Annotated in this window: 29 protein-coding genes and 1 pseudogene; 9 read left to right on the forward strand and 21 right to left on the reverse strand. The window is 65.7% G+C overall.

The features are described 5' to 3' along the window. Positions 1-120: 120 nt before the first annotated feature. From AB0L58_RS20630 to AB0L58_RS20650, 5 genes are all read left to right on the forward strand, one after another. Entirely contained in the window at positions 121-1,149 is a 1,029-nt protein-coding gene (locus AB0L58_RS20630; protein WP_364388956.1) for an alpha/beta fold hydrolase, read from the forward strand. 72 nt (positions 1,150-1,221) lie between these two features. Beyond that, positions 1,222-1,422 carry a hypothetical protein gene (locus AB0L58_RS20635; RefSeq protein WP_364388958.1) on the forward strand — a complete coding sequence of 67 codons (201 nt, stop codon included), beginning with the start codon at positions 1,222-1,224 and terminating at the stop codon, positions 1,420-1,422. Between the two features lie 182 nt (positions 1,423-1,604). Then, complete coding sequence (locus AB0L58_RS20640; RefSeq protein ID WP_364388960.1) at positions 1,605-1,946, forward strand: hypothetical protein; 342 nt, start codon at positions 1,605-1,607, stop codon at positions 1,944-1,946. Positions 1,947-2,106: 160 nt separating this feature from the next. Further along, positions 2,107-2,406 (forward strand): helix-turn-helix domain-containing protein, encoded by a 300-nt coding sequence (locus AB0L58_RS20645; protein ID WP_364388961.1) that lies wholly within the window; start codon positions 2,107-2,109, stop codon positions 2,404-2,406. Next, positions 2,403-3,662: a HipA domain-containing protein gene (locus AB0L58_RS20650; protein ID WP_364388963.1), complete on the forward strand. Its 1,260-nt coding sequence runs from the start codon at positions 2,403-2,405 to the stop codon at positions 3,660-3,662. The genes AB0L58_RS20645 and AB0L58_RS20650 overlap by 4 nt, the downstream gene beginning before the upstream one ends. A 190-nt stretch (positions 3,663-3,852) precedes the next feature. Here the strand turns inward: AB0L58_RS20650 and rlmN are convergent, their stop codons facing one another. Further along, the gene (rlmN, locus tag AB0L58_RS20655; protein ID WP_364388964.1) at positions 3,853-4,962 is read right to left on the reverse strand and encodes a 23S rRNA (adenine(2503)-C(2))-methyltransferase RlmN; all 1,110 of its coding nucleotides are present in this window, start codon (positions 4,960-4,962) and stop codon (positions 3,853-3,855) included. A 193-nt stretch (positions 4,963-5,155) separates the two neighbouring features. Between rlmN and AB0L58_RS20660 the strand changes: the two genes are divergently transcribed. Continuing rightward, complete coding sequence (locus AB0L58_RS20660) at positions 5,156-5,497, forward strand: lipopolysaccharide assembly protein LapA domain-containing protein (protein WP_364388966.1); 342 nt, start codon at positions 5,156-5,158, stop codon at positions 5,495-5,497. A 144-nt stretch (positions 5,498-5,641) separates the two neighbouring features. Here the strand turns inward: AB0L58_RS20660 and AB0L58_RS20665 are convergent, their stop codons facing one another. The 5 genes from AB0L58_RS20665 to rpsB form a co-directional block, all read right to left on the reverse strand. Further along, positions 5,642-6,508 (reverse strand): phosphatidate cytidylyltransferase, encoded by an 867-nt coding sequence (locus AB0L58_RS20665; protein ID WP_364389234.1) that lies wholly within the window; start codon positions 6,506-6,508, stop codon positions 5,642-5,644. Between the two features lie 431 nt (positions 6,509-6,939). Continuing rightward, on the reverse strand, positions 6,940-7,497 hold the full coding sequence (gene frr / locus AB0L58_RS20670) for a ribosome recycling factor (protein ID WP_364388968.1): 558 nt from the start codon (positions 7,495-7,497) through the stop codon (positions 6,940-6,942). A gap of 49 nt (positions 7,498-7,546) precedes the next feature. Then, positions 7,547-8,275, reverse strand: a complete 729-nt coding sequence (gene pyrH, locus AB0L58_RS20675; RefSeq protein ID WP_364388970.1) for a UMP kinase — start codon at positions 8,273-8,275, stop codon at positions 7,547-7,549. A gap of 248 nt (positions 8,276-8,523) precedes the next feature. Beyond that, positions 8,524-9,348, reverse strand: coding sequence for a translation elongation factor Ts (tsf, locus tag AB0L58_RS20680; RefSeq protein ID WP_364388972.1), 825 nt, complete (start codon positions 9,346-9,348; stop codon positions 8,524-8,526). 102 nt (positions 9,349-9,450) lie between these two features. Then, the gene (gene rpsB, locus AB0L58_RS20685; RefSeq protein WP_364388974.1) at positions 9,451-10,287 is read right to left on the reverse strand and encodes a 30S ribosomal protein S2; all 837 of its coding nucleotides are present in this window, start codon (positions 10,285-10,287) and stop codon (positions 9,451-9,453) included. 364 nt (positions 10,288-10,651) lie between these two features. Here rpsB and AB0L58_RS20690 point away from each other — a divergent pair, with 364 nt between their 5' ends. The 3 genes from AB0L58_RS20690 to AB0L58_RS20700 all read left to right on the forward strand — a co-directional run bounded on the left by AB0L58_RS20690 (position 10,652) and on the right by AB0L58_RS20700 (position 12,487). Further along, positions 10,652-11,359, forward strand: a complete 708-nt coding sequence (locus tag AB0L58_RS20690) for a hypothetical protein (protein WP_364388976.1) — start codon at positions 10,652-10,654, stop codon at positions 11,357-11,359. A gap of 6 nt (positions 11,360-11,365) precedes the next feature. Then, positions 11,366-11,899, forward strand: coding sequence for a M23 family metallopeptidase (locus AB0L58_RS20695; protein WP_364388977.1), 534 nt, complete (start codon positions 11,366-11,368; stop codon positions 11,897-11,899). Between the two features lie 69 nt (positions 11,900-11,968). Then, a complete protein-coding gene (locus AB0L58_RS20700; RefSeq protein ID WP_364388980.1) occupies positions 11,969-12,487 on the forward strand; it encodes a DUF1990 domain-containing protein in 519 nt (172 codons plus the stop codon). Here the strand turns inward: AB0L58_RS20700 and AB0L58_RS20705 are convergent. The 15 genes and pseudogenes from AB0L58_RS20705 to AB0L58_RS20775 form a co-directional block, all read right to left on the reverse strand. Continuing rightward, on the reverse strand, positions 12,484-12,852 hold the full coding sequence (locus tag AB0L58_RS20705; RefSeq protein ID WP_364388982.1) for a hypothetical protein: 369 nt from the start codon (positions 12,850-12,852) through the stop codon (positions 12,484-12,486). The genes AB0L58_RS20700 and AB0L58_RS20705 overlap by 4 nt on opposite strands. Positions 12,853-12,923: 71 nt before the next feature. Next, on the reverse strand, positions 12,924-14,822 hold the full coding sequence (locus AB0L58_RS20710) for an alkyl sulfatase dimerization domain-containing protein (protein WP_364388984.1): 1,899 nt from the start codon (positions 14,820-14,822) through the stop codon (positions 12,924-12,926). Between the two features lie 48 nt (positions 14,823-14,870). Next, positions 14,871-15,179: a DUF202 domain-containing protein gene (locus tag AB0L58_RS20715; RefSeq protein WP_364388987.1), complete on the reverse strand. Its 309-nt coding sequence runs from the start codon at positions 15,177-15,179 to the stop codon at positions 14,871-14,873. Next, positions 15,176-15,541 carry a DUF202 domain-containing protein gene (locus AB0L58_RS20720; RefSeq protein WP_364388989.1) on the reverse strand — a complete coding sequence of 122 codons (366 nt, stop codon included), beginning with the start codon at positions 15,539-15,541 and terminating at the stop codon, positions 15,176-15,178. The genes AB0L58_RS20715 and AB0L58_RS20720 overlap by 4 nt, the downstream gene beginning before the upstream one ends. 159 nt (positions 15,542-15,700) lie before the next feature. After that, positions 15,701-16,429 (reverse strand): acetoacetate decarboxylase family protein, encoded by a 729-nt coding sequence (locus AB0L58_RS20725; RefSeq protein WP_364388991.1) that lies wholly within the window; start codon positions 16,427-16,429, stop codon positions 15,701-15,703. Between the two features lie 357 nt (positions 16,430-16,786). After that, entirely contained in the window at positions 16,787-17,707 is a 921-nt protein-coding gene (locus tag AB0L58_RS20730; RefSeq protein WP_364388993.1) for a tyrosine recombinase XerC, read from the reverse strand. 117 nt (positions 17,708-17,824) lie between these two features. Next, a pseudogene (locus AB0L58_RS20735) lies at positions 17,825-17,985 on the reverse strand (carboxymuconolactone decarboxylase family protein); the annotation flags it as partial. 245 nt (positions 17,986-18,230) lie between these two features. Further along, positions 18,231-19,415 carry a DNA-processing protein DprA gene (gene dprA, locus AB0L58_RS20740; RefSeq protein ID WP_364389235.1) on the reverse strand — a complete coding sequence of 395 codons (1,185 nt, stop codon included), beginning with the start codon at positions 19,413-19,415 and terminating at the stop codon, positions 18,231-18,233. A 293-nt stretch (positions 19,416-19,708) separates the two neighbouring features. Then, the gene (locus AB0L58_RS20745) at positions 19,709-21,217 is read right to left on the reverse strand and encodes a YifB family Mg chelatase-like AAA ATPase (RefSeq protein ID WP_364388995.1); all 1,509 of its coding nucleotides are present in this window, start codon (positions 21,215-21,217) and stop codon (positions 19,709-19,711) included. Beyond that, a complete protein-coding gene (locus AB0L58_RS20750) occupies positions 21,217-21,573 on the reverse strand; it encodes a YraN family protein (protein ID WP_364388997.1) in 357 nt (118 codons plus the stop codon). Before AB0L58_RS20750 ends, AB0L58_RS20745 begins: the two co-directional genes overlap by 1 nt. 195 nt (positions 21,574-21,768) lie before the next feature. Continuing rightward, complete coding sequence (locus AB0L58_RS20755; protein ID WP_011210678.1) at positions 21,769-22,074, reverse strand: DUF2469 domain-containing protein; 306 nt, start codon at positions 22,072-22,074, stop codon at positions 21,769-21,771. Between the two features lie 46 nt (positions 22,075-22,120). Next, on the reverse strand, positions 22,121-22,909 hold the full coding sequence (locus AB0L58_RS20760) for a ribonuclease HII (protein ID WP_364388998.1): 789 nt from the start codon (positions 22,907-22,909) through the stop codon (positions 22,121-22,123). Between the two features lie 43 nt (positions 22,910-22,952). Beyond that, positions 22,953-23,696 carry a signal peptidase I gene (gene lepB, locus AB0L58_RS20765; protein WP_364389237.1) on the reverse strand — a complete coding sequence of 248 codons (744 nt, stop codon included), beginning with the start codon at positions 23,694-23,696 and terminating at the stop codon, positions 22,953-22,955. A 108-nt stretch (positions 23,697-23,804) separates the two neighbouring features. Next, entirely contained in the window at positions 23,805-24,146 is a 342-nt protein-coding gene (rplS, locus tag AB0L58_RS20770) for a 50S ribosomal protein L19 (RefSeq protein ID WP_011210681.1), read from the reverse strand. Positions 24,147-24,312: 166 nt separating this feature from the next. After that, complete coding sequence (locus AB0L58_RS20775; RefSeq protein ID WP_364389000.1) at positions 24,313-25,182, reverse strand: hypothetical protein; 870 nt, start codon at positions 25,180-25,182, stop codon at positions 24,313-24,315. Positions 25,183-25,212 lie beyond the last annotated feature (30 nt).

The raw sequence follows: 25,212 nt of genomic DNA on the forward strand, positions 1-25,212 counted from the left end.
CGGTGCATCGTAGATCGCGTCTCCGGCACGCAACCCCATAGCTACGGATCTTCCTGTGCGGTATGGTGATTCGCCAGAAGATGGCGCGGCACACGATATTTCCCGTTCGGAGGGAACGCGGTGACGAAAAAGCTCTACGCCCGAATGCTGGTGGCCGCTACCGCGGCGGCGACAATGCTCGGTGTCGTGCCGGGCGTGGCCGATGCCGATCCGGCCGCCTCGCCGGACCGGTGTCAGGAGATCACATTCCCGGTACCGCAGGGAACCCTGGGCGCTACCCTGTGCCTGCCGGACCGGCCGACCGACACCGTCATGGTGTTGATGGCGGGCTCCAACTACAACCACACCTACTGGGATTTCCCTTACGCCCCAGAGACTTACAACTTCCGGCGCGCGATGAACGCCGCGGGCTACGCGACGCTGGTGGCCGATCGACTCGGTAACGGCGCGAGCACTCGCCCGCCGAGCATGTCACTGACCGCGACGGCCACCGCACAAGCCCTGCACGACATCGTGCAGGCCCTGCGCCACGGTCTCGCGGGTGCACAACCCTTCGGTAAGGTCGTCACCGGTGGTCATTCGCTGAGCTCGGGCACCTCGGTCATGGAGGCCACCACCTACCACGACGTCGACGGCGTGCTGCTCACCGGATACTCACACACGTTGAGCGTGCCGGACGTTCTCGGTGTGATCAGCACTTACTACCAGGCCGTGCAGGATCCCATATTCGCCAGCCGCGGATTCGATTCGGGCTATCTCGTGACCCGGCCGGGCACCAGGGCCGTCGATTTCTTCGGGCCGGACAATGTCGATCCACAGGTGCTCGCGATCGATGAGGCGACCAAGGAAACCTTCTCGCTCACCGAATATCCCGACGGGCTCACCTCTACCCTGCCCGGGATGTCGAGCCTCATCACCGCCCCGGTCATGGTGGTCAACGGCAGTTTGGACCGGTTGTCGTGCGGACCCGCCTATGCGATCTGCGCCGATGCCGCAACCCTGCAGGCCGCGGAAGCGGCGTTTTTCGGTCCGGCCGCGCGGTTGCGCACCTTCGTACTCCCCGGCAGCGGGCATTCGGTGAATCTCGCGCGGAATACCGCGCAATATCAGGCCGCCGTCATCGACTGGATGAAGTCGATCACCGGATAAGCCCGTAGCTCGATCCGCCTGCGACAGTTGGGATTCTGCGATCATGCCGGGCAACCGAAAATGAGGGCCATCATGCCAGCTCCGAAGAACCCCGGGCAGTTCGGCAATCGCAGGGACACCCGGGAGCAGGCCAGCAAGGGTGGAAGAGCCAGCAGCGGCAGCTTCGGCCGGCAGAACGCCGCGGACCCGAGCGAAACCGGTCGCAAGGGCGCACAGGCGCAGCCGACGACGGCCAAGCAGAAGGGCGGCCAGCACAGCCACAGCGGCAGCTAGCGCCACCCGTCGAACGGGCCTCGGTCTTGTCGATCCGAGGCCCGTTCGCGTGCATCGCATACCACACGCGAACCTGACACATTCTCGCCGATCCGTGGCCGAGCTGAAACGTCAGGCCCGACACCGCGACGGTCGACGGGCGCCAGACCCGGTGCTGAGCAAGCACATTCGCGAATACGTCGATGACGTCCTCGGCCACCCTCGCGCCGATGGCGGTCGTGGTGCGACACCTGTTCGCCGCATCCCGTCACTGGCCACCGAAACTCGGCCATCCGGAAGAAATGTGCCGCGCAGACCGCGATCGCCACCTGGCTGGGGTGCCCAATTCTGGTCGGACAGCAACCGCATCAGGCAAGGCCGGGCTGCCGATGATGGGCTTCCGGCTCGGTCATCTGGGCCCCGGGCTGCCCTCGCCGCGCCGGATAGCCATAGCGGGTCGGTTCCTGTTCGGCTTCCGCGACGTGATCGACTCGTTCGTCGCACACTGCCAGACCACGGCCGGATATCGCCGACCACCGGCTTAGCATTGCGAACGCAATGATTGGAGTGAGGTAGGCCTCGGCTCCGCAGATGGACCGATGCTATCGTTGCTATAGAACCGTTAAAGGCTGCCGATGCCGGACCAGCCGATCGATCACACCCGCCTGCGCACATTAACACTGCGATAGCAATGATAGGAGACAGGTGACACGGCCGAAACCCCGTCGCCGATCTCGAGGCGAGACTGGTCCGCTTGCTTCCTTCGCGGCATTCGTCGCAGAGCGGCGACGCACCCTCGAGCTGACCCAACTTGATCTAGCCGACCTGGCCGATGTCGGCGTTTCATCGGTACGGACCCTGGAGGCCGGACAAACGTCACCAACCCTCGCAATCACCCTGCGCATCATGGATGCCCTCGGACTGGCGCTCGTCGGCATGCCGAACGCGGATGCTCGAGCCCTGACCGACAGCGCCGTTACACTGCACGCCGCGGAGGACCGGTGACGGCATCCGGCGACCTGACCGACCTGCGCGACGTCGACGAAGCCGATGTCTACAAGGCCGGTCAGTTCGCCGGACAATTGCGCCGCGAACGCGACGATGTTGTGTTCATCTATGCCGAGCCATATCTAGCCGCCCGAGCGACACCACCGATCGCTTTCACCTTGCCGAAGCAGGCACGGCTGTCCCGGGCGACCGGAGGCTCGGTGCCAGCCTTCTTCGCTGGCTTGCTGCCCGAAGGACTGCGACTGACGGCGATTACATCGGCCACAAGGACCAGTGCGGACGACCACTTCAGCATTCTGCTGGCAGTCGGTGCCGACACCATCGGCGACATCCAGGTGCTGCCCGCCGGAACCGTTCTGAATGACCCACCCGCTTTGTTCGACCAGACAGACACCACGACTGCGGACTTCGCGACACTGTTCACCCGCGCCACCTCCACCGATGCCGGCGACCTCGACCGCGCCGCGCTACCCGGCGTCCAGGTCAAGGTCTCCGCACAAATGATTTCGACGCCGATCTCCACTACGCGCGGGCCGGCCATTCTGAAACTCAACCCACCGGAATACCCATTCATGGTCGAGAACGAGAACTTCTTTCTCGACATGGCCGATGCGTGCGGCATCCGAGTCCCCCACCATCAACTCGCTACCGACAGAAACGGCCGCACAGCACTGTTCATCGACCGGTTCGACCGTGTCATCCAACACGGGAAAGTCGTCCGCTTGGCACAAGAAGACGCCTGTCAGATTCTGGGACGCTACCCTGCCGCCAAGTACCGAATCACATTGCAGGAAGCGATCAAAGGCCTCGCTGCAGCCGTCGAACTGGGGCGCGGATCACGGCCTCTGGCCACACTGCAGATGCTCGAAATCGCGGCATTCAGCTATCTCATCGGAAACGGCGATCTGCACGGCAAAAATCTATCTGTCCGGCAGGATCCCGCTGGGATGTGGGAAGTGACACCTGCTTACGACCTACTCAGCACCCAACCGTATCTGGGCTGGAGCGATCCAATGGCCCTGTCGCTCTTTGGGCGCGATGGAAATCTTGGCTACCGGTGGTGGGCCGAGGCAGCCGCCCGCCTCGGAGTGCCGAAGCGAGCCATCGACCGCAGCCTGTCACGGATCGTCGAGGCGGCAGAACCATGGCTGGAGCAACTGTCCGATATCGGTTTCGACGACAAGACAACCCACCAACTGGCGAATCTGATCTCGCTGCGACGCAAGGAACTTCACCAGCCGCCCAGCACTTGAAGGTTCCGAATCCGACTGCTGCACTCGGGCTTCGTCAAACCACTGGGATCGCGGTCACAACGGACACCGAGCGCACCGCCGCTATAGCGCCGCTTCCCACGGCGGGTCGCCGAACAACACCTCTTCGCCACAGAACCGACCGCATCGAATCCCTCGACCTGCTCCGCTCAGGTTGGAACGCCGACCACCGCTAACCTTCGGCGGCGAGCTGTCCGCAGGCGGCGGCGATTTCCTGGCCTCGGGTATCACGCACTGTACACGGCACGCCCTGTGCGTTGACGCGCCGAACGAATTCGGCCTCAACAGGTTTCGGGCTGGCATCCCACTTGCTACCCGGAGTCGGGTTCAACGGGATGACGTTCACATGCACACGCGAGCCCAAGGCCTTGTGCAGCTTGGCGCCGAGCATATCCGCGCGCCACGGTTGGTCATTGATATCGCGGATCAGCGCGTATTCGATCGACACCCGACGACCACTCTTATCGGCGTAGTAGCGGGCGGCATCGAGGACCTCGGTGAGCGGCCACCGGTTGTTCACCGGCACCAGCGTGTCGCGCAGTTCGTCGTCCGGGGTGTGCAGCGATACCGCGAGCGTGACCGACAGGTCCTCGTCGGCCAGCTTACGAATGGCCGGAGCCAAGCCCACCGTGGAGACGACCACATTGCGCTGAGAAATACCGAACCCGTCAGGCGCGGGTGAGGTGATGCGGCGAACGGCGGCCACCACCCGCTTGTAGTTGGCCAGCGGCTCGCCCATACCCATGAAGACGATATTCGACAGCCGGCCCGGCCCGCCCGAAACCTCACCATCGCGCATGGCGGCGGCCGCGGCGCGGACCTGGTCGACGATTTCGGCGGTGGACAGATTGCGGTTGAGGCCGCCCTGTCCGGTGGCGCAGAACGGGCAGGCCATGCCGCAGCCTGCCTGACTGGAAATGCAGAGGGTGGCCCGGTCCGGATAGCGCATCAGGACGGACTCCAGCAGGGTGCCATCGCCCGCGCGCCACAAGGTTTTTCGCGTCTGGCCGCCGTCACAGGCAACGTGCTTGACCACCGACATCAGCGGCGGAAACAGCGCCTCGCCGATCTTGTCGCGCACCGCGGCGGGCAGATCGGTCATCTGCTCCGGATCGGCCTGCAGGCGGCCGTAGTATTGGCGCGCGATCTGGTCGGCGCGGAACTTCGGCAGACCGAGCTCCTCGACCGCGGCCTTGCGCCCGTCGGCATCGAGGTCGGCGAGGTGCCGCGGCGGCATGCCGCGGCGCGGAGCATCGAAGACGAGGGGCAGGGAGGCGGTCATAGTCTGTCCAGTGTCCCATCTCGCGTGTGCGGCTCGGACCGAAGGTCACCATTACGACGCCCGACGCGACGAAGGTCACCTTCGAGCCGACCGGCACCAGCGCTCGCGCAGCGGCCTCGCCTGGTTTGGCGGCACACCGATCCGCGGTGGCGAAACACGTGCGCCGACCATAGCGATCAGCCATGATCGGACCATGACCAGCCACGCCGAGTCGCCGGAGCCGGAGCACACCGAGGAGGTCGCACCCCCGTCGCCGGCCGACCGCAAGACCGTTGAGCCGTCCGGCCGCAAGACGGTGACGAAGACCCGGACCGGCCAGACCTGGGTCGGGTTGATCGTCGCGGCACTGATCGGGATCGTGGTGCTGATCTTCATCCTGCAGAACCTGGAACAGCAGCGAGTGGACCTGTTCTTCTGGAACTTCTCGCTGCCCGTCGGAATCCTGGTTCTGCTGTCGGCGATCGCTGGCGCCCTGGTGATGGCGCTGGTGGGTGGGGTGCGCATCTTCCAACTCCGCCGCGCCGTGAAGCGCTAGTACGCATCCCTGCCTCGTCGCCGCCGGCCGGCGAATCGGCATTGGAACGCTCGGCTGAACGCGATATCCGACGCATACCGCCACGACCTGCCCGATGCCACATCGGCGGTCGAACGCCTCGAGCGCACGGAGGGGTCGAGGTGGTCAGATCAGTGTGGACAGCACCAGCCAGGACACGAATGCCGAGGGCAGCATCGAGTCGAGGCGGTCCATGATGCCGCCGTGGCCGGGCAGCAGGGTACCCATATCCTTGATGCCCAATTCACGCTTGACCTGGGATTCGATCAGATCGCCGACCGTCGCGATCAGTACCAGGCCGACGCCGAGCACCACGCCGATCATCGAATTGGCTTTCAGCAACAGAGTGACCGTCAGCAGGCCGCCGATCACGCTGAAAACCAGTGAACCGCAGAAACCCTCCCAGGACTTCTTCGGGCTGATGGCGGGCACCATCGGATGCCGACCGAACAGCACACCCGCGACGTAACCGCCGACATCGGAGCAGACCACCAGGATCATGAAGGTCAGCACCCGAAGATTGCCGTCGGGCTCGAGCAGCAGCAGCGTCGCGAACGAGGCGAGCAGCGGAATCCAGGCCAGGGTGAAGATCGCGATCGCGGTGTCGCGCAAGAAGTTTCGCGGCGCGGTTTGCAAGCCGTGATCGAAAAGGCGCCACACCATGCAGATCAGTGTGGTCGCGGCGAAGGCGCCCGCCACGCCGCTGGCACCCCACGGCCAGCCGAGCCAGAACACCGCCTGGCCGCCGACAATGAGCGGGATGCGCGGGACGAGGACATCCGCCTCCCGAAGCCGCTTGGCGACCTCCCAGGTGGCGACGCCGACTCCGGCGGCCGCGACGCCGATGAATACCTTCGGCACGAACAGCAGGATCGCGATGAGCGAAAGACCGAGACCGAAGCCGACGGCCAAGGCGGCGGGCAGATTGCGGCCGGCGCGCGAGGCGGGGGCCGCAGGCTCCCCCGGGTTCTCCTGCTGGGCGGCGGCATTCACCGGTTCGCCCGTCGCATGTTCGGGGGTGGGGGTCGCGGATTCCTCGTTCTCGGGTCCGGGCGTCAGCGGTCCCCAGGCCGAGAGCCCACCGCTCGCAGGTGCCGGAATCGCGGGGCCATCCGCCGCGGGTCCGGGCGTCGTCGGCCCTGCGGGTGTAGCCATCGCCTTTCCAGTGGTCACGGGAGTGGTTGATCCCCGCCGCGCAGCCTCGGAGGTCGCGGAATCGGTGCGCACGGGTTCGGGAGGTGCGGCTTCGGGAACCGCGGCATCGACCGCGCGCCCGTCCGTCGCATCAACTGTGCCGTTGGCCGGCCTCGGCTCCTCGGCCGCACCGGTCGCGGCGGCGTTCTCGGCCACGATTGTCCCGTCGCTCAACTCGTCGTTCCGTTCGTCCCCCGCCCGAGCGGGCCCGAAAGATCCGGCCTCGGACCTCAGACCTCGAGCAGTTCAGCTTCCTTGTGTTTGACCAGTTCGTCTACCTGGCCGACATATTTCGCGGTGGTCCTGTCGAGCTCCTTCTCGGCCCGCCCGACCTCGTCCTCACCCGCCTCGCCATCCTTCTGGATCCGCGACAGTTCGTCCATGGCCTTGCGGCGGACATTTCGAATCGAGACCTTGGCGTCCTCGCCCTTGCCTTTGGCCTGTTTGGCCAGTTCACGGCGCCGCTCCTCGGTGAGCTGCGGAACCGAGATCCGAATGATGTCACCGTTATTGGTGGGGTTGACACCGAGATCCGAATTGCGGATCGCGGTTTCGATCGCGCCGAGCGTCGACTGCTCGTACGGCTTGATCACCACCATCCGCGGCTCGGGCACGGTAATGCTCGACACCTGGGTAATCGGGGTCGGCGAACCGTAGTAGTCGATGACAATCCGCTGGAACATACCCGGATTCGCTCGACCGGTACGGATGGACCCGAGATCGTCCTTCGCCACCGAGACGGCCTTCTCCATCTTCTCCTCGGCGTCGAAGAGCGCTTCTTCAATCACGACCGTTTCCTCCAGAGCGTCGTCATCGTCATGATCCGCGGGCGCGGGGTCAGGACCGAACCAATGTGCCGATCTTCTCACCGGCGACCGCACGGGCGATATTGCCCTTCGTCAACAAATTGAACACCAGCATGGGCATCTGGTTGTCCATACACAGGCTGAAGGCCGTCGCGTCGGCGACCTTCAGGTCACGCTCGATGACCTCTTTATGGGTGATTTCGGTGTACATGGTCGCGCTCTCATCGACCCGGGGATCCGCGGTGAAGACCCCGTCGACGGCCTTGGCCAGCAGCACCACATCGGCGCCGATCTCCAGCGCGCGCTGGGCGGCGGTGGTGTCGGTGGAGAAGTAGGGCATACCCATGCCCGCACCGAAGATGACAACGCGACCCTTCTCCAGGTGCCGCTTGGCGCGCAGCGGCAGATACGGCTCGGCCACCTGCCCCATCGTGATCGCGGTCTGTACCCGGGTGTCGATGCCCTGTTGTTGTAAAAAGTCTTGCAGCGCAAGGCTGTTCATCACCGTGCCGAGCATGCCCATATAGTCCGAGCGGGCGCGTTCCATACCGCGCTCCTCGAGTTCGGCACCGCGGAAGAAATTGCCGCCGCCGATCACCACCGCCACCTGAACTCCGCTGGAGACCACCTCGGCGATCTGCTCGGCGACCATCTGCACCACATCGGGGTCGAGCCCGACCTTGCCGCCGCCGAACATCTCCCCGCCCAATTTGAGGAGCACCCGGCGATATCCTGGGCGGTCGGTCCCGGGGTACGTCATGGGTGTTCGTCTCCTTCGGCGATAGATTTCGTTCTGTCGACACAGCACGTGGGCCGGATGGCAACGCGGAGGCTCGATACGGAGCGCCTTTATCCTGCCCTACTCGGATTCGATGTGGGTAGAAGACCCCCTCGGACGCAACGAACTCGCCCGGTCGAGCTCGGGAATTGCGGATGAACGGGCAGCGTCCGGACAGCCGAAACCCCTCGTACACCGGATCCGGAGCACGAGGGGTTTCGCAGGTCTGATCAGGCCTGACCGACCTCGAAGCGGGCGAAGCGGGTCACGGTGACACCGGCCTCGTCCAGCAGCGCCTTGACGGTCTTCTTCGAATCGGTGACCGACGCCTGCTCCAGCAGGACGACATCCTTGAAGAAGCCGTTGACGCGGCCCTCGGTGATCTTCGGCAGCGCGGCCTCGGGCTTGCCCTCTTCCTTGGCGGTCTGCTCGGCGATGCGGCGCTCGTTCTCGACCACGTCGGCCGGCACCTCCTCGCGGGTCAGGTACTTGGCCTTGAGCGCGGCGACCTGCATGCCGACCGCACGCGCGGCGTCGGCGGCGGCGGCACCCTCGCCCTGGTACTCGACCAGCACGCCGACGGCGGGCGGCAGATCGGTGGCACGCTTGTGCAGGTAGACGGCGACCGGGCCGTCGAAGGAAACGACGCGACGCAGCTCGAGCTTCTCGCCGATCTTGGCGGCCAGCGCCTGCAGCGCCTCCTCGACGGTCTGACCGTCCAGCTTCAGTGCCTTCAGGGTGTCCAGGTCACCGGGCTTGGCGGCCGCGGCGGCGGTCACGATCTTGTCCGCGAGCTCCTGGAACTCGTCGTTCTTGGCGACGAAGTCGGTCTCGGAGTTGATCTCGATCAGCACGCCGTCCCTGGCGGCGACCAGACCCTCGGCGGTCGCACGCTCGGCCCGCTTGCCGACATCCTTGGCGCCCTTGATACGCAGCACCTCGACGGCCTTGTCGAAATCGCCGTCGGTCTCCACCAACGCGTTCTTGCAGTCCATCATCCCGGAGCCGGTCAGCTCCCGCAGCCGCTTCACGTCAGCGGCGGTGTATGTCGCCATGGGTGGCGATCCTCCTGTGTGTTGTTTCGGGTGGTAACACCACCTTGCCGACCGCTCCTATGCAGGAGAGGTCGGCAAGGTGAACAGACGCTGTCGCGACAATCAGGCGTCGGCCGGGGTGGCGGGGGCTTCGGCGGCAGCCTCGGCCTCGGTCGCGGCGGGCGGCGCGGCCTGCGCGAGCAGCTCCTGCTCCCACTCGGCGAGCGGCTCGCCCGCACCGGCTTCCGGCTTCTCGTCACCGGAGGAGATACCGGCCCGCGCCTGCACGCCCTCGGCCACCGCGGAGGCGACGACCTTGGTCAGCAGAGCGGCGGAACGGATCGCGTCGTCGTTACCCGGGATCGGGTAGTCGACCAGGTCGGGATCGCAGTTGGTGTCCAGGATCGCGATGACCGGGATGTTCAGCTTGCGCGCCTCGCCGACGGCGATGTGCTCCTTATTGGTGTCGACGACCCAGATGGCCGAGGGCACCTTGGCCATATCGCGGATACCGCCGAGGGTGCGCTCCAGCTTGTTCATCTCACGCGTGAGCATGAGGATTTCCTTCTTGGTGCGACCCTCGAAGCCACCGGTCTGCTCCATCGCCTCGAGCTCCTTGAGGCGCTGCAGGCGCTTGTGCACGGTGGAGAAGTTGGTGAGCATGCCACCCAGCCAACGCTGGTTGACGTAGGGCATCCCGACGCGAGTCGCCTCGGCCGCGATCGACTCCTGGGCCTGCTTCTTGGTGCCGACGAAGAGGACGGTGCCACCGTGGGCGACGGTCTCCTTGACGAACTCGTAGGCCTTGTCGATGTAGGTCAGCGTCTGCTGCAGGTCGATGATGTAGATGCCGTTGCGGTCGGTGAAGATGAACCGCTTCATCTTCGGGTTCCAGCGCCGAGTCTGGTGTCCGAAGTGCGCGCCGCTGTCGAGCAGCTGCTTCATGGTTACGACAGCCATGGTGCCGTATCTCTCTTTCGTTGCCGGTTGCCGCGGCGAATCGGTGATCCGCCGCCCTGGCGCCTCCGAATCATCGGACCCGACCGCGAGGATCAGGACCAGCCGATGATTCCCTGCTTCGCATGCGCTGCCGATTCACGAAGTCGAGCTTCGTTCGAACAGCGCCGTTACGAACAAGCACGGGGTGGCGCGCGAAGTCGGTCCGTGCAGGCACAGACCGCCCGACCAGTCTACGGGCTGAGGGGGTGAGTTTCTAAATCGCCCTGTCACGGGTCGAAACGGGCCATTTCCACAACCGAGCAAGTTGTCCACACTCGCCGAAGCGAGGGTCCTGCGGCCGCCGTGCACATACGACGCTTGAAGCATGAATCGCATAGCAATCTCGATGACCATGCTCATCCCACCGCTGTTCCTGCTGTCACTCGCTCTGGCACAGCCGGTTTCGGCCGCACCACCCGATGGCGCGGCCGCCGTCGCGCTGCCTTGGGGACCTGCGGCAATCCCTGGTTCGGAAGTCGTGTCCGGGGAGTGCACGGGTTCGGCTTGTTCGGCGTCGAGCGCAGGAGGTGGGCCCGCGCACGTGCCGGCTCCGCTTCGGGCTGCGCCGCTCGTTGTGAATGTCACGCCCGACCCAGCCCGTGCGAACGTCGCACCTGGCACGCTGGGCGTGAATGTCGCGCCAAATGCATTGCGCGTCAATGTCTCTTCCGACGGTCTCCGCACTTCCGACGGACTCCCTGGCAAGGTCGCTCTGGAACCACTCCAGGTGAATGTCGTGTCCGATGCACCACTGGTGCCCGTCCCGGCGGATGCACTCCGTGTCGATGTCGCGCCCGACGCACTCCGCGGCGGTCCTGTATCCAAGGCGCTCCGGGTGGACAGTGCGTTCGATATGGGTTCTGCCGATGGCGGGCCGACACCGATCTCCGAGGACGGCGGGATACTGATCGCCAGCGACATCGCGCGTGGGGATGGCACCGGATCGGCGAGTTCGTTGCCGCGGATTGTCGGCGATCTGTTGTCGCGGCTGCTGGATCTGGTTCGGCGGGCGCCCCTCCTTCTGCCGCATTGATCTCGGATGAACGGCCTCGGCAAGCCACATCGGCGGCGGCTGATTTCGATCGTCCTCGGGGTAACCGGTCTGCTGGGGCTCGTTGCGGAGCAGTCGGTTTCGGCTGCTCCGCACGGGGAGTACAGCTGGCCACTGCAGCCACGGCCCGCGGTCGAGCGGCAATTCGACAAACCGGCACGGGACTGGCTACCCGGGCATCGCGGAGTCGATCTGGCAGGTGCGGCTGGGCAGGCGGTCTTGGCGGCCGGAGGCGGAATCGTGGTGTTCGCGGGAACGGTCGCCGGAAAGCCGGTCGTGTCGATCGATCATCCGGGCGGCCTCCGAACCACATACGAACCGGTGCGGGCAGAGGTTCCGGTGGGCCTGCGAGTCGGCCGCGGAACGCGAATCGGCACCTTGGCGGCCGGACACGAAGGTTGCGCGGCAGCGTGTCTGCATTGGGGTGCGAGACGAGAAGCGAGCGGACACAGCCGACGTGAGTACATCGATCCACTCGGATTACTGCACCCGACTCCCCTGCGACTGAAGCCCGTGCCATGAATCCGGGGCCTAGCAGGACCTTCGAAGGACACTCTTCCGTCGTGACGGTTCCGGGGCGAGGATCGGGTTATGGGATATGCGCTCGGAGACCCGCCGTTCACGTACACCGAGGTCGGCGCGACAAAGGGGACGCTGCCTGCGGGCTATCACGGGTTTCGGCTGCGCCGACGCATCGGATCCGGGCGGGCGCTGTTCGAGCGCGCGGGCACGGACATCCTGGCGTATCGGATGCAGAAGGGCACCGGCATCTTCCAGGACGCCGACACACCGACGGCGGAGCCGGGGGCGCGACTCACGGTACGGTTGGGCGCCGGTCCGATCGGCATCACCGCGCCGTGCCGGGTCGTCTATATCCTCGACGAACCCGACCGGCGCGGCTTTGCCTACGGCACGCTGCCCGGACATCCGGAGATCGGCGAGGAACTATTCGCCGTCGAATACGACCCGACCGATGACTCCGTCTACGGCCTGGTCACGGCCTTCTCCCGCCCAGGGGCCTGGTACGTCCGGCTCGGCGGACCGGTTGTGCGAGCCCTCCAGCACCTCATTGCCGGAAAGTACATAGACGCCCTTTCGAGGCCCGTCTAGGACAGCTGCGCCTCGAGTGCGGCGGCTTCGGCGCGCAGCAGGTCGCCGTGATCGGAACGGCCAAGAGTGTCGTATTCGGTGGCGGCCTGATGCCGGTCGACGATTTCGGCGCGGACGATCTGCTCGATATCGGCCTCGGTGAGATCGCGGCGGCGAGCTTCGGCGGCGCCGAGCCCGACCGCACTGCTCTCGATGGCTCCGGCCTTGGTGCCGACGGCGTCGACGGCTTCGGCGTTATCGATGGCGCCGAGGGCGGAGCGCAGTCCGGTGATGGCGCTGCGGTCGCGGGTCTTCATCGCGGCGGACAGCGCGGTGCGGAGGCGCTCGCGCAAGGGTACGGAGTTGTCGATGGCTTCGGTGGACATGGTCGCCGACCGTACGCGTCGGCACCGCACGGGTCGAGCGATTTAGCCGAGCGACCTGCGAGGTCACGGCCTCACGGTGTGACGATGGCGAAGTCCGGATCCGGCGCATCGATCGCACCGACCACGGCGGCCAGCCGGCTGGGATCACCGGCGATGGCGATATCGCCGGCGGCGACCAGTGCGCCGAGATCCTCGCCTGCCAACAGGACTCGGATCAGGATGGGCCTGGTCACGGTGAAGGAGGCGTCCGGATCGGGTAGGTCGGGCCCGTCGGGCTTGTCGTAGTGGACCAGCAGACCGTTGCGCAGTTCGAGGCGGTAGGTGCGTTTCTCATCGGTGATGTGCCAGTCGGTCACTACGCGCAGATTCCACGCCTTCGGCCCGTCGATGCGCAACGCGATCGCGTCGAAGATCTGCTCGGTGGTCAGCGCGGCGAGCATGGTGGGAGCATTCATCGTCGTCGGCGTCCCGAACGAGCCGTTGCGCAGCTCATAGGCTCCGCTGAGGTAGAAATTGCGCCAGGTAGCGTTCTCCGCGCCGTAGCCGAGCTGTTCGAAGGTATTGGCCTGCAACGTTTTCGCCGTCTCGTTGGCCGGATCGGCAAAGATGACGTAGTTGACCACCTGGGCGACCCACCGGTAATCCCCCGCGTCGTAGGCGACTTGCGCCTTGCGCAACACCTCGTCGGCACCGCCCATGAATTCCACATGGCGCCTTGCGGATTCGACCGGCGGATGCTCCCACAGATGCGCCGGATTACCGTCGAACCACCCCAGATACCGCTGGTAGATCGCCTTGACATTGTGGCTGACCGAGCCATAATACCCGTGCGTATGCCAGGCATCGGCAATGGCCGGTGGCAGCTCCAGCATCTCGGCGATCTCGCCACCCACATACCCTTGATTGAGCCTGCGCACCGTCTGATCATGCAGATATCCATACAGATCCCGTTGCAGCGAGAGGTATTCCACCAGCCGGTCGGTGCCCCAGGTCGGCCAGTGATGCGAGGCGAAGACCACATCGGAATCACGGGCGAACAGATTGATCGACTCGGTCAGGTATTTGGCCCACACATGCGGGTCGCGCACCAGCGCGCCACGCAGCGTCAGCAGGTTGTGCAGCGTATGCGTCGCATTTTCGGCCATGCACAGCGCACGCAGATCCGGGAAGTAGAAGTTCATCTCGGCGGGCGCCTCGGTGCCCGGGGTCAGCTGGAAGACGATCCGGATTCCGTCGACCGTTTCTTCCTGACCGGTGGTGGTGATATCCATCGTCGGTGGAATCAAGGTGATCGTGCCCAGCGATGTCGTTTGTCCGAGTCCGGCCCCGACCTGCCCCTTCGGCCCTCGCGGCAGCGCGGCGCCGTACATATAGGCAGACCGACGCCCCATCGCCGTTCCCACATAGATGTTTTCGGCAACCGCGTGTTCGAGGAATCCGGCCGGTGCGAGTACCGGGCAGCGGCCCGCCGCGACATCGTCGACCGTCGTCACACCCATCGCACCGCCGAAATGGTCGGCGTGCGAATGGGTGTAGATCAACCCGGTCACCGGTCGATCGCCCCGGTGCCTGCGATACAGCGCCAAGCCCGCCGCGGCGGTCTCCGCCGAGATCAGCGGATCGATGACGAGCACACCGGTGGCGCCCTCGATCAGTGTCATATTCGACAGATCGAGCCCGCGGATCTGATAGATGCCCGCCGCGACCTCGTAGAGCCCCTGTTTGACGACCAGACCGGACTGCCGCCACAGACTCGGATTGACCGACGCCGGGCAGGTTCCCTGCAGGAAGGCGTAGGAGTCGTTGTCCCACACCACTTTCCCATCCGGCGTGCGCACCACACCGGGCTCCAGTGCCGCGACAAAGCCGCGGTCCGCATCCGCGAAATCGGCTGTATCAGCAGGCAGTTCGGCCGTCGCTCGTTCCTGCTCGGTGACGATGAATTCGCTCGGCTCGGTCGCTGTGCTCATATCCATCCTCCTGTGGTTGTCAGCCGAACATGTCCGGCCCGCAACGCATTAGGGCCGTGGATCCGTAAAACCGACTGCGACCGCGACACCTGCGACGGCCAGCACCGCCAGCACAGTCGCGGCAATGGCGCCCCCGCCGTGGCCGAAGCGCCCCTGATGCAAGGTCCGATTGCGCGACAAGCACAGGCCCGCGACGGCCACCATGGTGATCGCCGCCCCGATCGGTGCGATGGCGGCGGTGCGCCACCCGCTGGTCGCGGCATGATTGAGGAAAAGCGCCGCGACGACCATCGCGGCAATGGCGGTGCGCCGCCACGCCAATGCGGTGCGCTCCGCAGCCAGAGTCTTGGGGCTCATCGGAGCAACACCACCACACACGCGAATACCGACACGACGGCTATACCCACCGACAGAATCGGCACCATGATCGTGTCGGGCAGCGGTTCCCCCTTTCGCATGGCCCGACCGACGCGCTGCCAATGCCCGTATGCACCGACCGCGATGATCACGGCGAGCACGATGCAGCTCATGGCGAGCACGCGGCGTAACCCCGACATCCGCATCGGCTGCACCAGCGTATGTACCGCGACACCACCCGCGAGCAGGCCGAGCGAAGTGCGTATCCAGGCCAGGAAGGTGCGTTCGTTGGCGAGGGTGAAGCGGTAATCGATCTCCTCTTCCCCCTCCTCGGATTCCTCGGCGGGATTAGGGAGGGTCACCTCGCCTCGACTCGGGTTTCGGATTTCACGGGCACCTCTCGATCGCTGGTCGGTTTTCCTGCCGCATGCGAACGCTCCGCTACGTCAGGTTATCGAGCGGCGTTGTGGTCGTCTACGAAGATCACGACCGAAGGTGCCGCGGACCGGTAGATCCACCGGTCAGACGGGAGTGGCGTCCTGGAAGGTCATCGCGAGCCGATCAACGGTCGAGGCCATGAGTGCGCGCCTGGGTAATCCGAGGGAGCGCAATTCGTCGGCCCAGGCATGCTCGCCGAGGGACAGTTCGGCGCCGCCGGGGCGAGCGCGCATACCAGACGGTTCCATCTGCCACTGGGTACACCGCGTGACCCCGTCGATGTGGGAGTACGCGTCGAACGAGGAACCGCCACGGCGTTGCGGGACCGCCAGGCCGGGGCGGATGGCGAGATCGACGACCAACTGACTGTTCTGATGCAGTACGCCACGTCGCCTGCTGCCCTCGTGTTGCGCATCGAAATCGGCAATTTCCTTGGGAAATCCCCAGATGCCGCGGCCCGCGGCGAGGGTGAATTCGCCGTCGACGGGGAGGCGATGAATGAAGACGCCCGCAGCGCCGGTGGACAGCGCACGCAGATCACCGAGTGCGCTGGCGGGTCCGGCGGTGTGGTGCCGGACCATGAAGGACACACCGAACTCGTTATATGGCCCCAGGTCGCCATCGATGTAATCGACGAATACGAGCGTGCACATGGCGCGACCACCCGTCAGTCGAAGGATCTCCAGGTCGGAGTAGTCGATGAGTCGCTGCGCGGCAGCCGCCGATACCGAGTAGGTCGCCATGAAGGCGTGTGCGAGCCGAATCCGCACCGGCATCCGGACTTCCTTGCCCAGCACGGTATGCGTACTCATCGGCCCCACCCCGATACGGCAGTGCAGTGTGCGCCGACCACCGACCGGTCGACAAATCGCGCGGCGTTCACGAATCCTCCAAAATAGAACTCGTGTCAGAATAGTCGCCGTTTCAGGTCTATCGCAGCGCTTTCATTCACAAGAACACGTTTCATAAGTTCCATCGGATGTCCAGCTGCGGGCCGTATGCATCGAGTTCGCACGCCATCATCGGCTGCACACCACTAGTGGTGAACAAACCCCTGCAGTGCGAGCATGCCGTCGCTGCACGCGACCTCAACCGATTCCGCCCCGCGGACAGGACCTCCACCCCGATCAGGACCTTTGTTTCCACAGTCACCAGCGATCCGTGGGCGATCAGGCGCGCGGGTGGGCCTGATCGTGGACCTTCTTCAGGCGCTCGATGGAGACGTGGGTGTAGAGCTGGGTAGTCGCCATGCTGGCGTGGCCGAGCAGTTCTTGTACGACGCGCAGGTCCGCGCCGCCCTCGAGTAGATGCGTCGCGGCCGAATGCCGCAGGCCGTGCGGACCCATATCGGGTGCGCCCGGAATTGCCGAAACGACTTCGTGGACAACCGTTCTCGCCTGACGTTGGTCGAGCCGTTTGCCGCGACGGCCCAGCAGCAGCGCCCGGCCGGAGTCGGCTGCCGCGAGTGCGGGGCGGCCGTACCGTAGCCAATTCGCGATTGCCTCGTCGGCCGGAACTCCGAAGGGCACCGAGCGCTCCTTATTGCCCTTACCGATAACACGGAGGAGGCGCCGCTCCCGATCGATATCGTCGAGATCCAGGCCGCACAACTCGCTCACCCGAATGCCGGTCGAGTACAGCAGCTCCACAATCAGCCGATCCCGCAATGCCATCGGATCGCGTTGCATGGCACCGGATTCCGCCGCATCCATAGCCGCTACAGCCTGCTGTTTCCCGAGCACCGCGGGCAATACCCGATGCGCCTTCGGCGACCCGAGCCGCAGCCCCGGATCGATCGACAGCCGCCCGGTACTGGTCAACCACGCGGTGAACGTCCGCGCCGAGGACGCCCGCCGCGCCATGGTCGTCCGCGCCGCCCCACCCGCCGACTGCGCCGCCAACCACGACCGCAACAACGCCAAATCCATTTCCCGCACCGCCGAATCCGCCGCACGCGCAACCAAATGCCCCAATAACGACCGTGCATCCCCTACATACGCCCGCGCCGTATGCGCCGACCGATTCCGCCCGAGCCGCAAATGCCGCTCGTACTCCGCAAGCAACGCCTCGAGATCCTCCGGCAACTCCATCACCCCACCGTCACCGTGCTATCCCCCCTTGGCAAGTCAGCACGCCGCAACGCCGCGGGTTTACCTGCCGTGTACGCGGCTCTGCCGCTCACCGTGCCCACTGCGTCTCGACCGGGTCTCGTGCCGCTGTTCGGTCAATTCCGCGTTGCGCAGGGCCGCGCCGATCTGGATATCTGCCGTATCCATCAGCCCCGGGCAGCGAGCGCACCGAGCAGAATCAGTCGGCGGTCCCGGATGGTGCGGCCGGGACGCGACCGGATTTCGGCGAAGAGATCGTTCCCCCAACGTCAGTGGACGAACTACGCCGAGATCCGACTGCCCTGGTCCGGACCGATTCGATGCCAACACCGGTGTAGACATCTCCCGGCGCGGAATCCTCCGCTCGAGCGCACCGACGCACAATGGTCCTCGCGGCCGAGCGCGTACCCTTCGTACCCGGATCCCCGGCAGCACGCGACCCACACCGTTCACGAAGTGCCGACGTCACCTCCCTTCGCGCCGCGGAGTGCTGAGCTGTCATCGTTCACCGGCTCGGCGGATTCGCGGTTCGGTGCCAACCGTCTTCGTCCATGCCGACCAGGCCGGCGAGTTCCAGGGCGGGCAGGATGGCGCGGACGGCGGGGAGTTCCACGCCGGAGTTTTCGGCAATGGCGCGGGGTTGGCGGGAGCCGATTCTCGGGAGGGTGGCGTAGACCGACGCTTCGTCGCCTTGTAGTCGGTCGCTGGGGTCGAACGGCTGGGTGGTTGGTAGCGAAAGGCGTAGTGGGCCTGCCTCATCGATGACCTCTTCGGCGCGGGTGACCAGCAGGGCCTCGCCTTCGCGGATCATGCGGTGGCAGCCCGCCGACGCGGCGGCAGTAACCGGACCGGGGATGGCGAGGGCGGGACGGCCGAGGCGGCGAGCCCATTTGACGGTATTGCGGGCGCCGCTGCGTAGTCCGGCTTCTACGACGAGGACGCCATCTGCCAGCGCGGCAATCAGACGGTTGCGGGCCAGGAACTGATTCTTGTGGGCCACCGTGCCTGGCGGGTATTCGCTGATCACCAAACCGGTTTCGGCGATCTCGGCCAGTAATCGCTCATGCTGGGCCGGGTACGGGCGATCGACGCCACATGCGAGAACAGCGATCGTCGGCGCACCGACGGCGAGGGCGGCGCGATGCGCCGTACCGTCGATGCCGAATGCGGCACCGGAGACGATCGTCCAGCCCTGCGCGGCGAGATCACCGACGATCTCGCCGGTGACGTGCTCCCCGTACCCGCTGCTGCACCGCGCCCCGACCACCGCGATCGCCCGCTCGCTCGACTCCACCAACGACCGCGGCCCGCGCACCCATAGCACCAATGGCACCGCCCCGTCCCGATCGCGTCCGGGCTCGAGTTGGCAGAGCCCGAGCATCCGCCAGGTCGGCCACTCCGCATCGTCCGGAGTCACCACCCGCCCGCCCAGCCGCTCCATGACCTCGAGATCCCTTGCCGCACTATCGATCTCCCGCCGCATGACCGTTGGCCCGAGCAACGACTCCGGCAACTCGCACTCCCGCACCGCCCGCGCCGCCTCCAGCACCCCCACGGATTCGATCAACGACGACAGCGCCGCACACGGCCCCTGCACAACCCGTGACAAATACGCCCAAGCCAACCGCCGCTCATCAGCATCCCCACCGGAAGCCGCCGACCCCGAGCAACCCGAATCCCCACCATCCAGATCCACAACCCCACGCCCCGAGCGACGCGCACCGCCGTCCCCCGCCGCAGCCAACCTGCTGACCACCGAGGCGACCGGATACGTCGCACTTGCCGCCAACGCACCCGCAGTACCCGCTGCCCCACCTGCCGAAGCACTGGATTCACCGCCGGCCAAAAGCGCGCGCCTCGGCGCAACGGCCGAATCCCCTGTGGGACATGGGCGCTCGCCCATCAAAGAGCCCACCTCCGGCACCGCGGCCCCAGTCGCGACGATTCCACCGTCGATCGGGCGCTCATCGCCCGTTGCCGCGCTCAATGTGCGCCCCGCTGCCGGAAGTTCAAGGCGGCCAATACGTCTTGGGCGCTGGGTTGGTCGGCATTGCGGAGGTCGGAGATGGTCCACGCGACGCGGATGGCGCGATCGGCGCCGCGGGCGGAGAGGCGACCAAGACGCAGGGCGGCTTCGACGGGGGCGGTCGCCTCGTGCGGGAGTCGAAAGCGTTGGCGCAGGATATGGCCGGGGACTTCGGCATTGGTTGCCCAACCGTAGTCCTTCCACCGTTGTACCGCGGCTTGCCGTGCGGCCGCGACTCGACGGCGCACGACCTCACTGCTCTCGGCTTCCTCGGCGGCGAACGATGCGCCGGAGTGTCCGTGCATCTGCACCCAGATGTCTATGCGGTCCATCAACGGTCCGGACAGCTTGCCCAGGTATCGGCGACGTGCGAGCGGGGCGCAGATGCAGTCGACATCTCGGGCAGGCGCGCAGGGGCACGGGTTCGCGGCCAGGACAAGTTGGAAACGAGCCGGGTAGCGAGCCACTCCGTCACGGCGAGCGATGCGAACCTCGCCTTCTTCCAGGGGTGTTCGCATCGCTTCCAAAACCTTGGTCCCTATCTCCGCACATTCATCGAGAAATAGGACCCCGCGATGGGCGCAGCTGACGGCGCCCGGACGCGCAGTACCCGATCCCCCGCCGACCATGGCGCTGGCCGAGGTCGAGTGATGCGGAGCGACGAAAGGTGGCATCGTGATCAACGGGTGACCATCGGAGAGTGCACCCGCCACCGAATGGATGGCCGTCACCTCGAGCGCTTCGGATTCGGTCAGTGGCGGCAACAGTCCCGGAAGACGTTGCGCCAACATCGTCTTGCCGATGCCGGGCGGCCCGGTGAGCAGCAAGTGGTGTCCACCTGCCGCGGCCACCTCCAGCGCCCACCGCGCTTCCTCCTGACCGACCACCTCGTTCAGATCCCCACCAGAGCGCGCGGTGTCGGGCAGCATGCCGTCGGGTTCCACGAGACCGCCCTCACCGCGCAGCCAGGCCACGACGGTCCGCAGGCTGGCGGCCCCGAAGACCTCGATGCCATCCACCAGACCGGCTTCGGCCAGTACGGACTCCGGCACGATCACCCGTGTCCAGCCCGCATTGCGCGCCGCGAGTACCGCGGGCAGGATGCCGCGCACCCGGCGGACTCGCCCGTCCAACGCCAATTCCCCGAGCAATACGGTCTTTCCGAGCCGATCGGAAGGAACCGCGCCCGCCGCGTCCAGCACGGCGATCGCGAGGGCCAGATCGTAGACACTACCGATCTTGGGCAGCGTCGCCGGAGACAGTGCCAGGATCACGCGGCCGTCCGGCCACTTCTCCCCGATATTCGCCACCGCGGAGCGCACCCGGTCACGGGATTCCTGCAGTGCGGTGTCGGGCAGCCCGACCAGGTGCACCGAGGGCAGCCCCTGCCCGATATCCGCCTCGATCTCGACCAGTTGGCCGTCCACTCCGCTGACCGCGACCGAATACGCCACCCCCAATGCCATCAGAACACCGCTTTCAGGTGATCGATGACCGGTCGGTGGCCGCGGTGCAGCAGCACCGAAATGACATCGAAGCGGATCTCGCGCCACGGACCGTCCTGTTCGGCCAGCCACACCAGCGCCAACCGCCTGATCCGCTGCTGCTTATCGAAGGTGACCGCCTCGGCGGGCGTACCGAATTTCGCTCCGGTTCGCGTTTTGACCTCGATGAAGGCGGTGACGCGGCCGTCCCGGGCGATCAGATCAAGTTCGCCGTACTTGCACCGCCAATTCCTGCTGATGATCTCCATCCCCGCGGCCTGCAGGAATCGGGCCGCCAGTTCTTCCCCTTGTGCGCCGAGCGCCTGGTTGTCTGCCACCGGCTCAGCGTGCCCGGACCGCGCCCACGGCCGACGACAGTGACCTGCGCAAATAGAAAACCTGTGGATACCCGCTCAGCTGTGGACAACCCGGGGGTCCAGCCCCTGTCCGCCACCCACTCGTCGGTACCCGATGCTATCGGGCCAGCGGGTGATCAGCAGCAACCAGAAGTCCGCGCTGATCAGCGCATTCGACTACTCCGGCAACCGCAGATCCGGCTTCTCCAACTCCTCGATATTCACGTCCTTGAAGGTGATCACCCGAACATGCTTAACGAAGCGCGCGGGGCGGTACATATCCCACACCCAGGCATCGCTCATGCGCACCTCGAAGTACACCTCGCCGTCGGCGTTCTGCGGTCGCAATTCGACGGAGTTGGCCAGATAGAAGCGGCGCTCTGTCTCCACCACGTACGAGAACTGACCGACGATGTCCTTGTACTCCCGATACAGCGAGAGCTCCATCTCGGTTTCGTATTTCTCCAGGTCCTCGGCACTCATCGGGTGGGACGTCCTCCTTCTCGCCGCACTGCGTCTACTGACATCATCATCGCGCATGCGCCGCGTCGGTAGCCACTCGGCTATCCGGTTCGACGCCCTCCAGCAAAACCTCGTCGGCCAGTTCCGCATCGGCATACTCCGCCGCCGCTACCGGCCGCAACCCCGCCGCCGCCCGCACATTGCGCCAAGATCGGCGGTGCTCACTGCTCGGTCCGAGCCGCTCCAACGCCGCCGTATGCTCGGGCGTGTTGTAGCCCTTGTGCGCGGCGAATCCGTATCCCGGAAACCGCTCGTCCAGCTCGACCATCATCCGATCCCTGGTCACCTTGGCCAGGATGCTCGCCGCCGCGATGCACGCCGCGGCCGCGTCACCGCCGATGACCGGCAGCGACGGCACCGGAATTCCGGGCACCCGGAATCCGTCGGTAAGCACATACCCCGGTGTCTGCCCGAGCCCGGCGACCGCGCGGCGCATGCCCTCGATATTGGCGACGTGGATGCCGATCGAGTCGATCTCCCAGGCCGGAATGACGACCACCTTCCAGGCCAGCGCCAACCGGGTGATAACCGGGTACAACTCCTCGCGCACGGATTCGGTGAGCTTCTTGGAATCGTCGAGTCCGGCCAGCCGGTCATAGGCCTTGGGAGCGAGTAGACACGCGGCAACCACCAAGGGGCCCGCGCAGGGGCCACGCCCGGCCTCGTCGACGCCGGCGACCGGGCCGAGTCCGCTGCGGATCAACGCCGCCTCGAGGGTGCGCAGCCCACCGGCGCGACGCATCACGACACGCGGCGGCCACCCGTTGCCCGGAGTCGCGCCATCAGCCCTAGCCACTCGACCCTGCCCCACCATCCAATTATCCTGCGGCTCGCACCGATCAGTTCGTCTGGGGATCCTGTGCTTTCACCGGACCGATCCGGCTGGGCGGCCAGATCTTGAAGACTGTCTTGCCGCGCACATTGTCGATCGGAACGGTGCCCTGCAGGTTATCGCTGACATGGGCGCGTGAGTCGGCGGACTGGTTGCGGTTGTCGCCCATCACCCACAGATTGCCCTCGGGCACCTTGACCGGGCCGAATACCCGACCCGCCGGATAGGTCGCATTCTGCTGACCCGGGTACCACGGGTAGTCGTTCAGGACGTACGGCTCGTCCAACGGTTTACCGTCCACCATGACCCGCCCCTGCGCGTCACAGCACTGCACGGTCTGGCCGCCGACGGCGATCACTCGCTTCACCAGATCGTTCTCATCCGGTGGCACGAGCCCGAAGAAGGAGAAGAAGTTCTGCACGCCGCGCACGACGACATTGCTGGACCGGATCGACTGGTAGCGGGTATTCCAGGACGGCGGGCCGACGAACACCACGACGTCACCGGGCTGTGGCTCGCCCCAGTAATAGCTCGGCTTCTCCACGTAGATGCGGTCGCCGATGAGCAGCGTGTCTTCCATCGACTGCGACGGAATGACGTACGGCCGCCCGACAAAGCTGACCATGAGTGCCGCGATGACCGCGGCGATGACAATGAGGACCGGCAGTTCCTGCCAGAAGGGGCGCTGCTTGCGCTTCGAGCGTCGTGAGCGGCGGCTCACGCTCTCGTCGTCCGAATCGGACACCGTCATCGACCCACTTTCGTCTGCCACGCGGAACAGATTAGCCCGGCACCGCGACCAACGTCCGATGCCGGGCTAGCTGAAGAACTTTCGTGCCGAGCGGGTGCCGCTACTCGGTCAGCGCTTTTCCTTGATCTTGGCGGCCTTGCCGCGCAGATCGCGCAGGTAGTAGAGCTTGGCGCGGCGGACATCACCGCGGGTCACGACATCGATGTGGTCGATGTTCGGGCTGTGCACCGGGAAGGTGCGCTCCACGCCGACACCGAACGACACCTTGCGGACGGTGAAGGTCTCGCGGATGCCACCGCCCTGACGCCGGATCACGACGCCCTTGAAGACCTGGATGCGCTCCTTCGAGCCTTCGATGACCTTCACGTGCACGTTGAGCGTGTCGCCCGGACGGAAGTCGGGGACGTCGCTGCGCAGCGACTTTTCGTCGACGAAGTCAAGGGTGTTCATTTCATCCTTCTGATGTTTGCGCGAGCAGAGGAACCTGGCGGCACTCACGTGCTCGACCGGTTCATGCTCCGAATAAAGGGTGCTCCGTGGGCCGAATGCACCCAGGGCAACCTGTGCATTGTGCCAGATCGGCGGGTCGTCGGAAAAATCGGGCCGGACGCAACGATCAATCGCGATGGGAGTGGTCGGACATCGTGGGTAGGTGCCAATGGGCGGGTGCGGGTGGTGCGGGGACGACGGTGCGGGCCAATTCCGCCTCCGCGGCCTCGCGTACGTGGACGACATCGGGTTTTCCGGCGATGAGGTCCTGGATGAAGATTTTGGCCCGGATCACCGGGCGTCGGTAGCGGCGTTCACGAACTATCGCCCGATACATCAGGCGTCGCTTGCCCGGATAGCGCCAACGGGCCCACGGTGCGCCCGGTCTGCTCAGGCGGAAAGCGCCGACCACGAGCAGCGGCAGAAAGAACATGCCGAACAGGCCGGTCCAGATCTTGCCCTTGGCAATGACGATTGCCGCCAGCCCGAGATTCACCGCGGCGAAGCAGACGACGAAGACTCGGACTTCAGTGCTGGGGTCGCGACGGAAGTCGTTGATATCCAATAACCACAGCGGGTGGAACCCGAGCAGCAGCAGTCCGGTCACCGCGAGCGCGACGAAGACCGCGTCGACCGAGGTGCGGCCCTGCTCCTCCCAGTACACATCGCGCAGATAGAAGATCAGCGCGAATTCGTCGAGGGTCAGGGCCGCGCCGACACCGAAGGATGCGGCGAGCAGGCTCGCGGAGAGCGTATCGGCGCTCTCGTAGGTGGTGACCATCCCGATGCCGGATAGCAGCACCAGGATGACCCCGAACACCATGTGGTGGATGTGCACACCGCCGGAGCGCAGATTGCCGGGCCACCAGCGAACCTGCTTGCGAATCAATCGGACGCTGAGCCGGATCAGCAGGAAGCCGACGATGAACCCGAGGAGAAAACACAGCAGCGGCAGGCGGCCGTGCGCGATCACATCGTCTTCGAGCCACCGTCGCATGGCCGCCTACAAACCTCCGCCCGTATCGCC

The organism is Nocardia sp. NPDC052112, from assembly GCF_040680135.1.
Lineage (GTDB): Bacteria > Actinomycetota > Actinomycetes > Mycobacteriales > Mycobacteriaceae > Nocardia.

Bases quoted from the DNA above. Each gene is read 5' to 3' on its own strand.
- AB0L58_RS20635 (WP_364388958.1), top strand. From the start codon at position 1,222: ATGCCAGCTCCGAAGAACCCCGGGCAGTTCGGCAATCGCAGGGACACC.
- AB0L58_RS20640 (WP_364388960.1), top strand. From the start codon at position 1,605: ATGACGTCCTCGGCCACCCTCGCGCCGATGGCGGTCGTGGTGCGACAC.
- rlmN (WP_364388964.1), bottom strand. From the start codon at position 4,962: ATGACCGCCTCCCTGCCCCTCGTCTTCGATGCTCCGCGCCGCGGCATG.
- AB0L58_RS20660 (WP_364388966.1), top strand. From the start codon at position 5,156: ATGACCAGCCACGCCGAGTCGCCGGAGCCGGAGCACACCGAGGAGGTC.
- pyrH (WP_364388970.1), bottom strand. From the start codon at position 8,275: ATGACGTACCCCGGGACCGACCGCCCAGGATATCGCCGGGTGCTCCTC.
- tsf (WP_364388972.1), bottom strand. From the start codon at position 9,348: ATGGCGACATACACCGCCGCTGACGTGAAGCGGCTGCGGGAGCTGACC.
- rpsB (WP_364388974.1), bottom strand. From the start codon at position 10,287: ATGGCTGTCGTAACCATGAAGCAGCTGCTCGACAGCGGCGCGCACTTC.
- AB0L58_RS20690 (WP_364388976.1), top strand. From the start codon at position 10,652: ATGAATCGCATAGCAATCTCGATGACCATGCTCATCCCACCGCTGTTC.
- AB0L58_RS20695 (WP_364388977.1), top strand. From the start codon at position 11,366: ATGAACGGCCTCGGCAAGCCACATCGGCGGCGGCTGATTTCGATCGTC.
- AB0L58_RS20700 (WP_364388980.1), top strand. From the start codon at position 11,969: ATGGGATATGCGCTCGGAGACCCGCCGTTCACGTACACCGAGGTCGGC.
- AB0L58_RS20705 (WP_364388982.1), bottom strand. From the start codon at position 12,852: ATGTCCACCGAAGCCATCGACAACTCCGTACCCTTGCGCGAGCGCCTC.
- AB0L58_RS20710 (WP_364388984.1), bottom strand. From the start codon at position 14,822: ATGAGCACAGCGACCGAGCCGAGCGAATTCATCGTCACCGAGCAGGAA.
- AB0L58_RS20715 (WP_364388987.1), bottom strand. From the start codon at position 15,179: ATGAGCCCCAAGACTCTGGCTGCGGAGCGCACCGCATTGGCGTGGCGG.
- AB0L58_RS20725 (WP_364388991.1), bottom strand. From the start codon at position 16,429: ATGAGTACGCATACCGTGCTGGGCAAGGAAGTCCGGATGCCGGTGCGG.
- AB0L58_RS20730 (WP_364388993.1), bottom strand. From the start codon at position 17,707: ATGGAGTTGCCGGAGGATCTCGAGGCGTTGCTTGCGGAGTACGAGCGG.
- AB0L58_RS20745 (WP_364388995.1), bottom strand. From the start codon at position 21,217: ATGGCATTGGGGGTGGCGTATTCGGTCGCGGTCAGCGGAGTGGACGGC.
- AB0L58_RS20755 (WP_011210678.1), bottom strand. From the start codon at position 22,074: ATGAGTGCCGAGGACCTGGAGAAATACGAAACCGAGATGGAGCTCTCG.
- lepB (WP_364389237.1), bottom strand. From the start codon at position 23,696: ATGACGGTGTCCGATTCGGACGACGAGAGCGTGAGCCGCCGCTCACGA.
- rplS (WP_011210681.1), bottom strand. From the start codon at position 24,146: ATGAACACCCTTGACTTCGTCGACGAAAAGTCGCTGCGCAGCGACGTC.
- AB0L58_RS20775 (WP_364389000.1), bottom strand. From the start codon at position 25,182: ATGCGACGGTGGCTCGAAGACGATGTGATCGCGCACGGCCGCCTGCCG.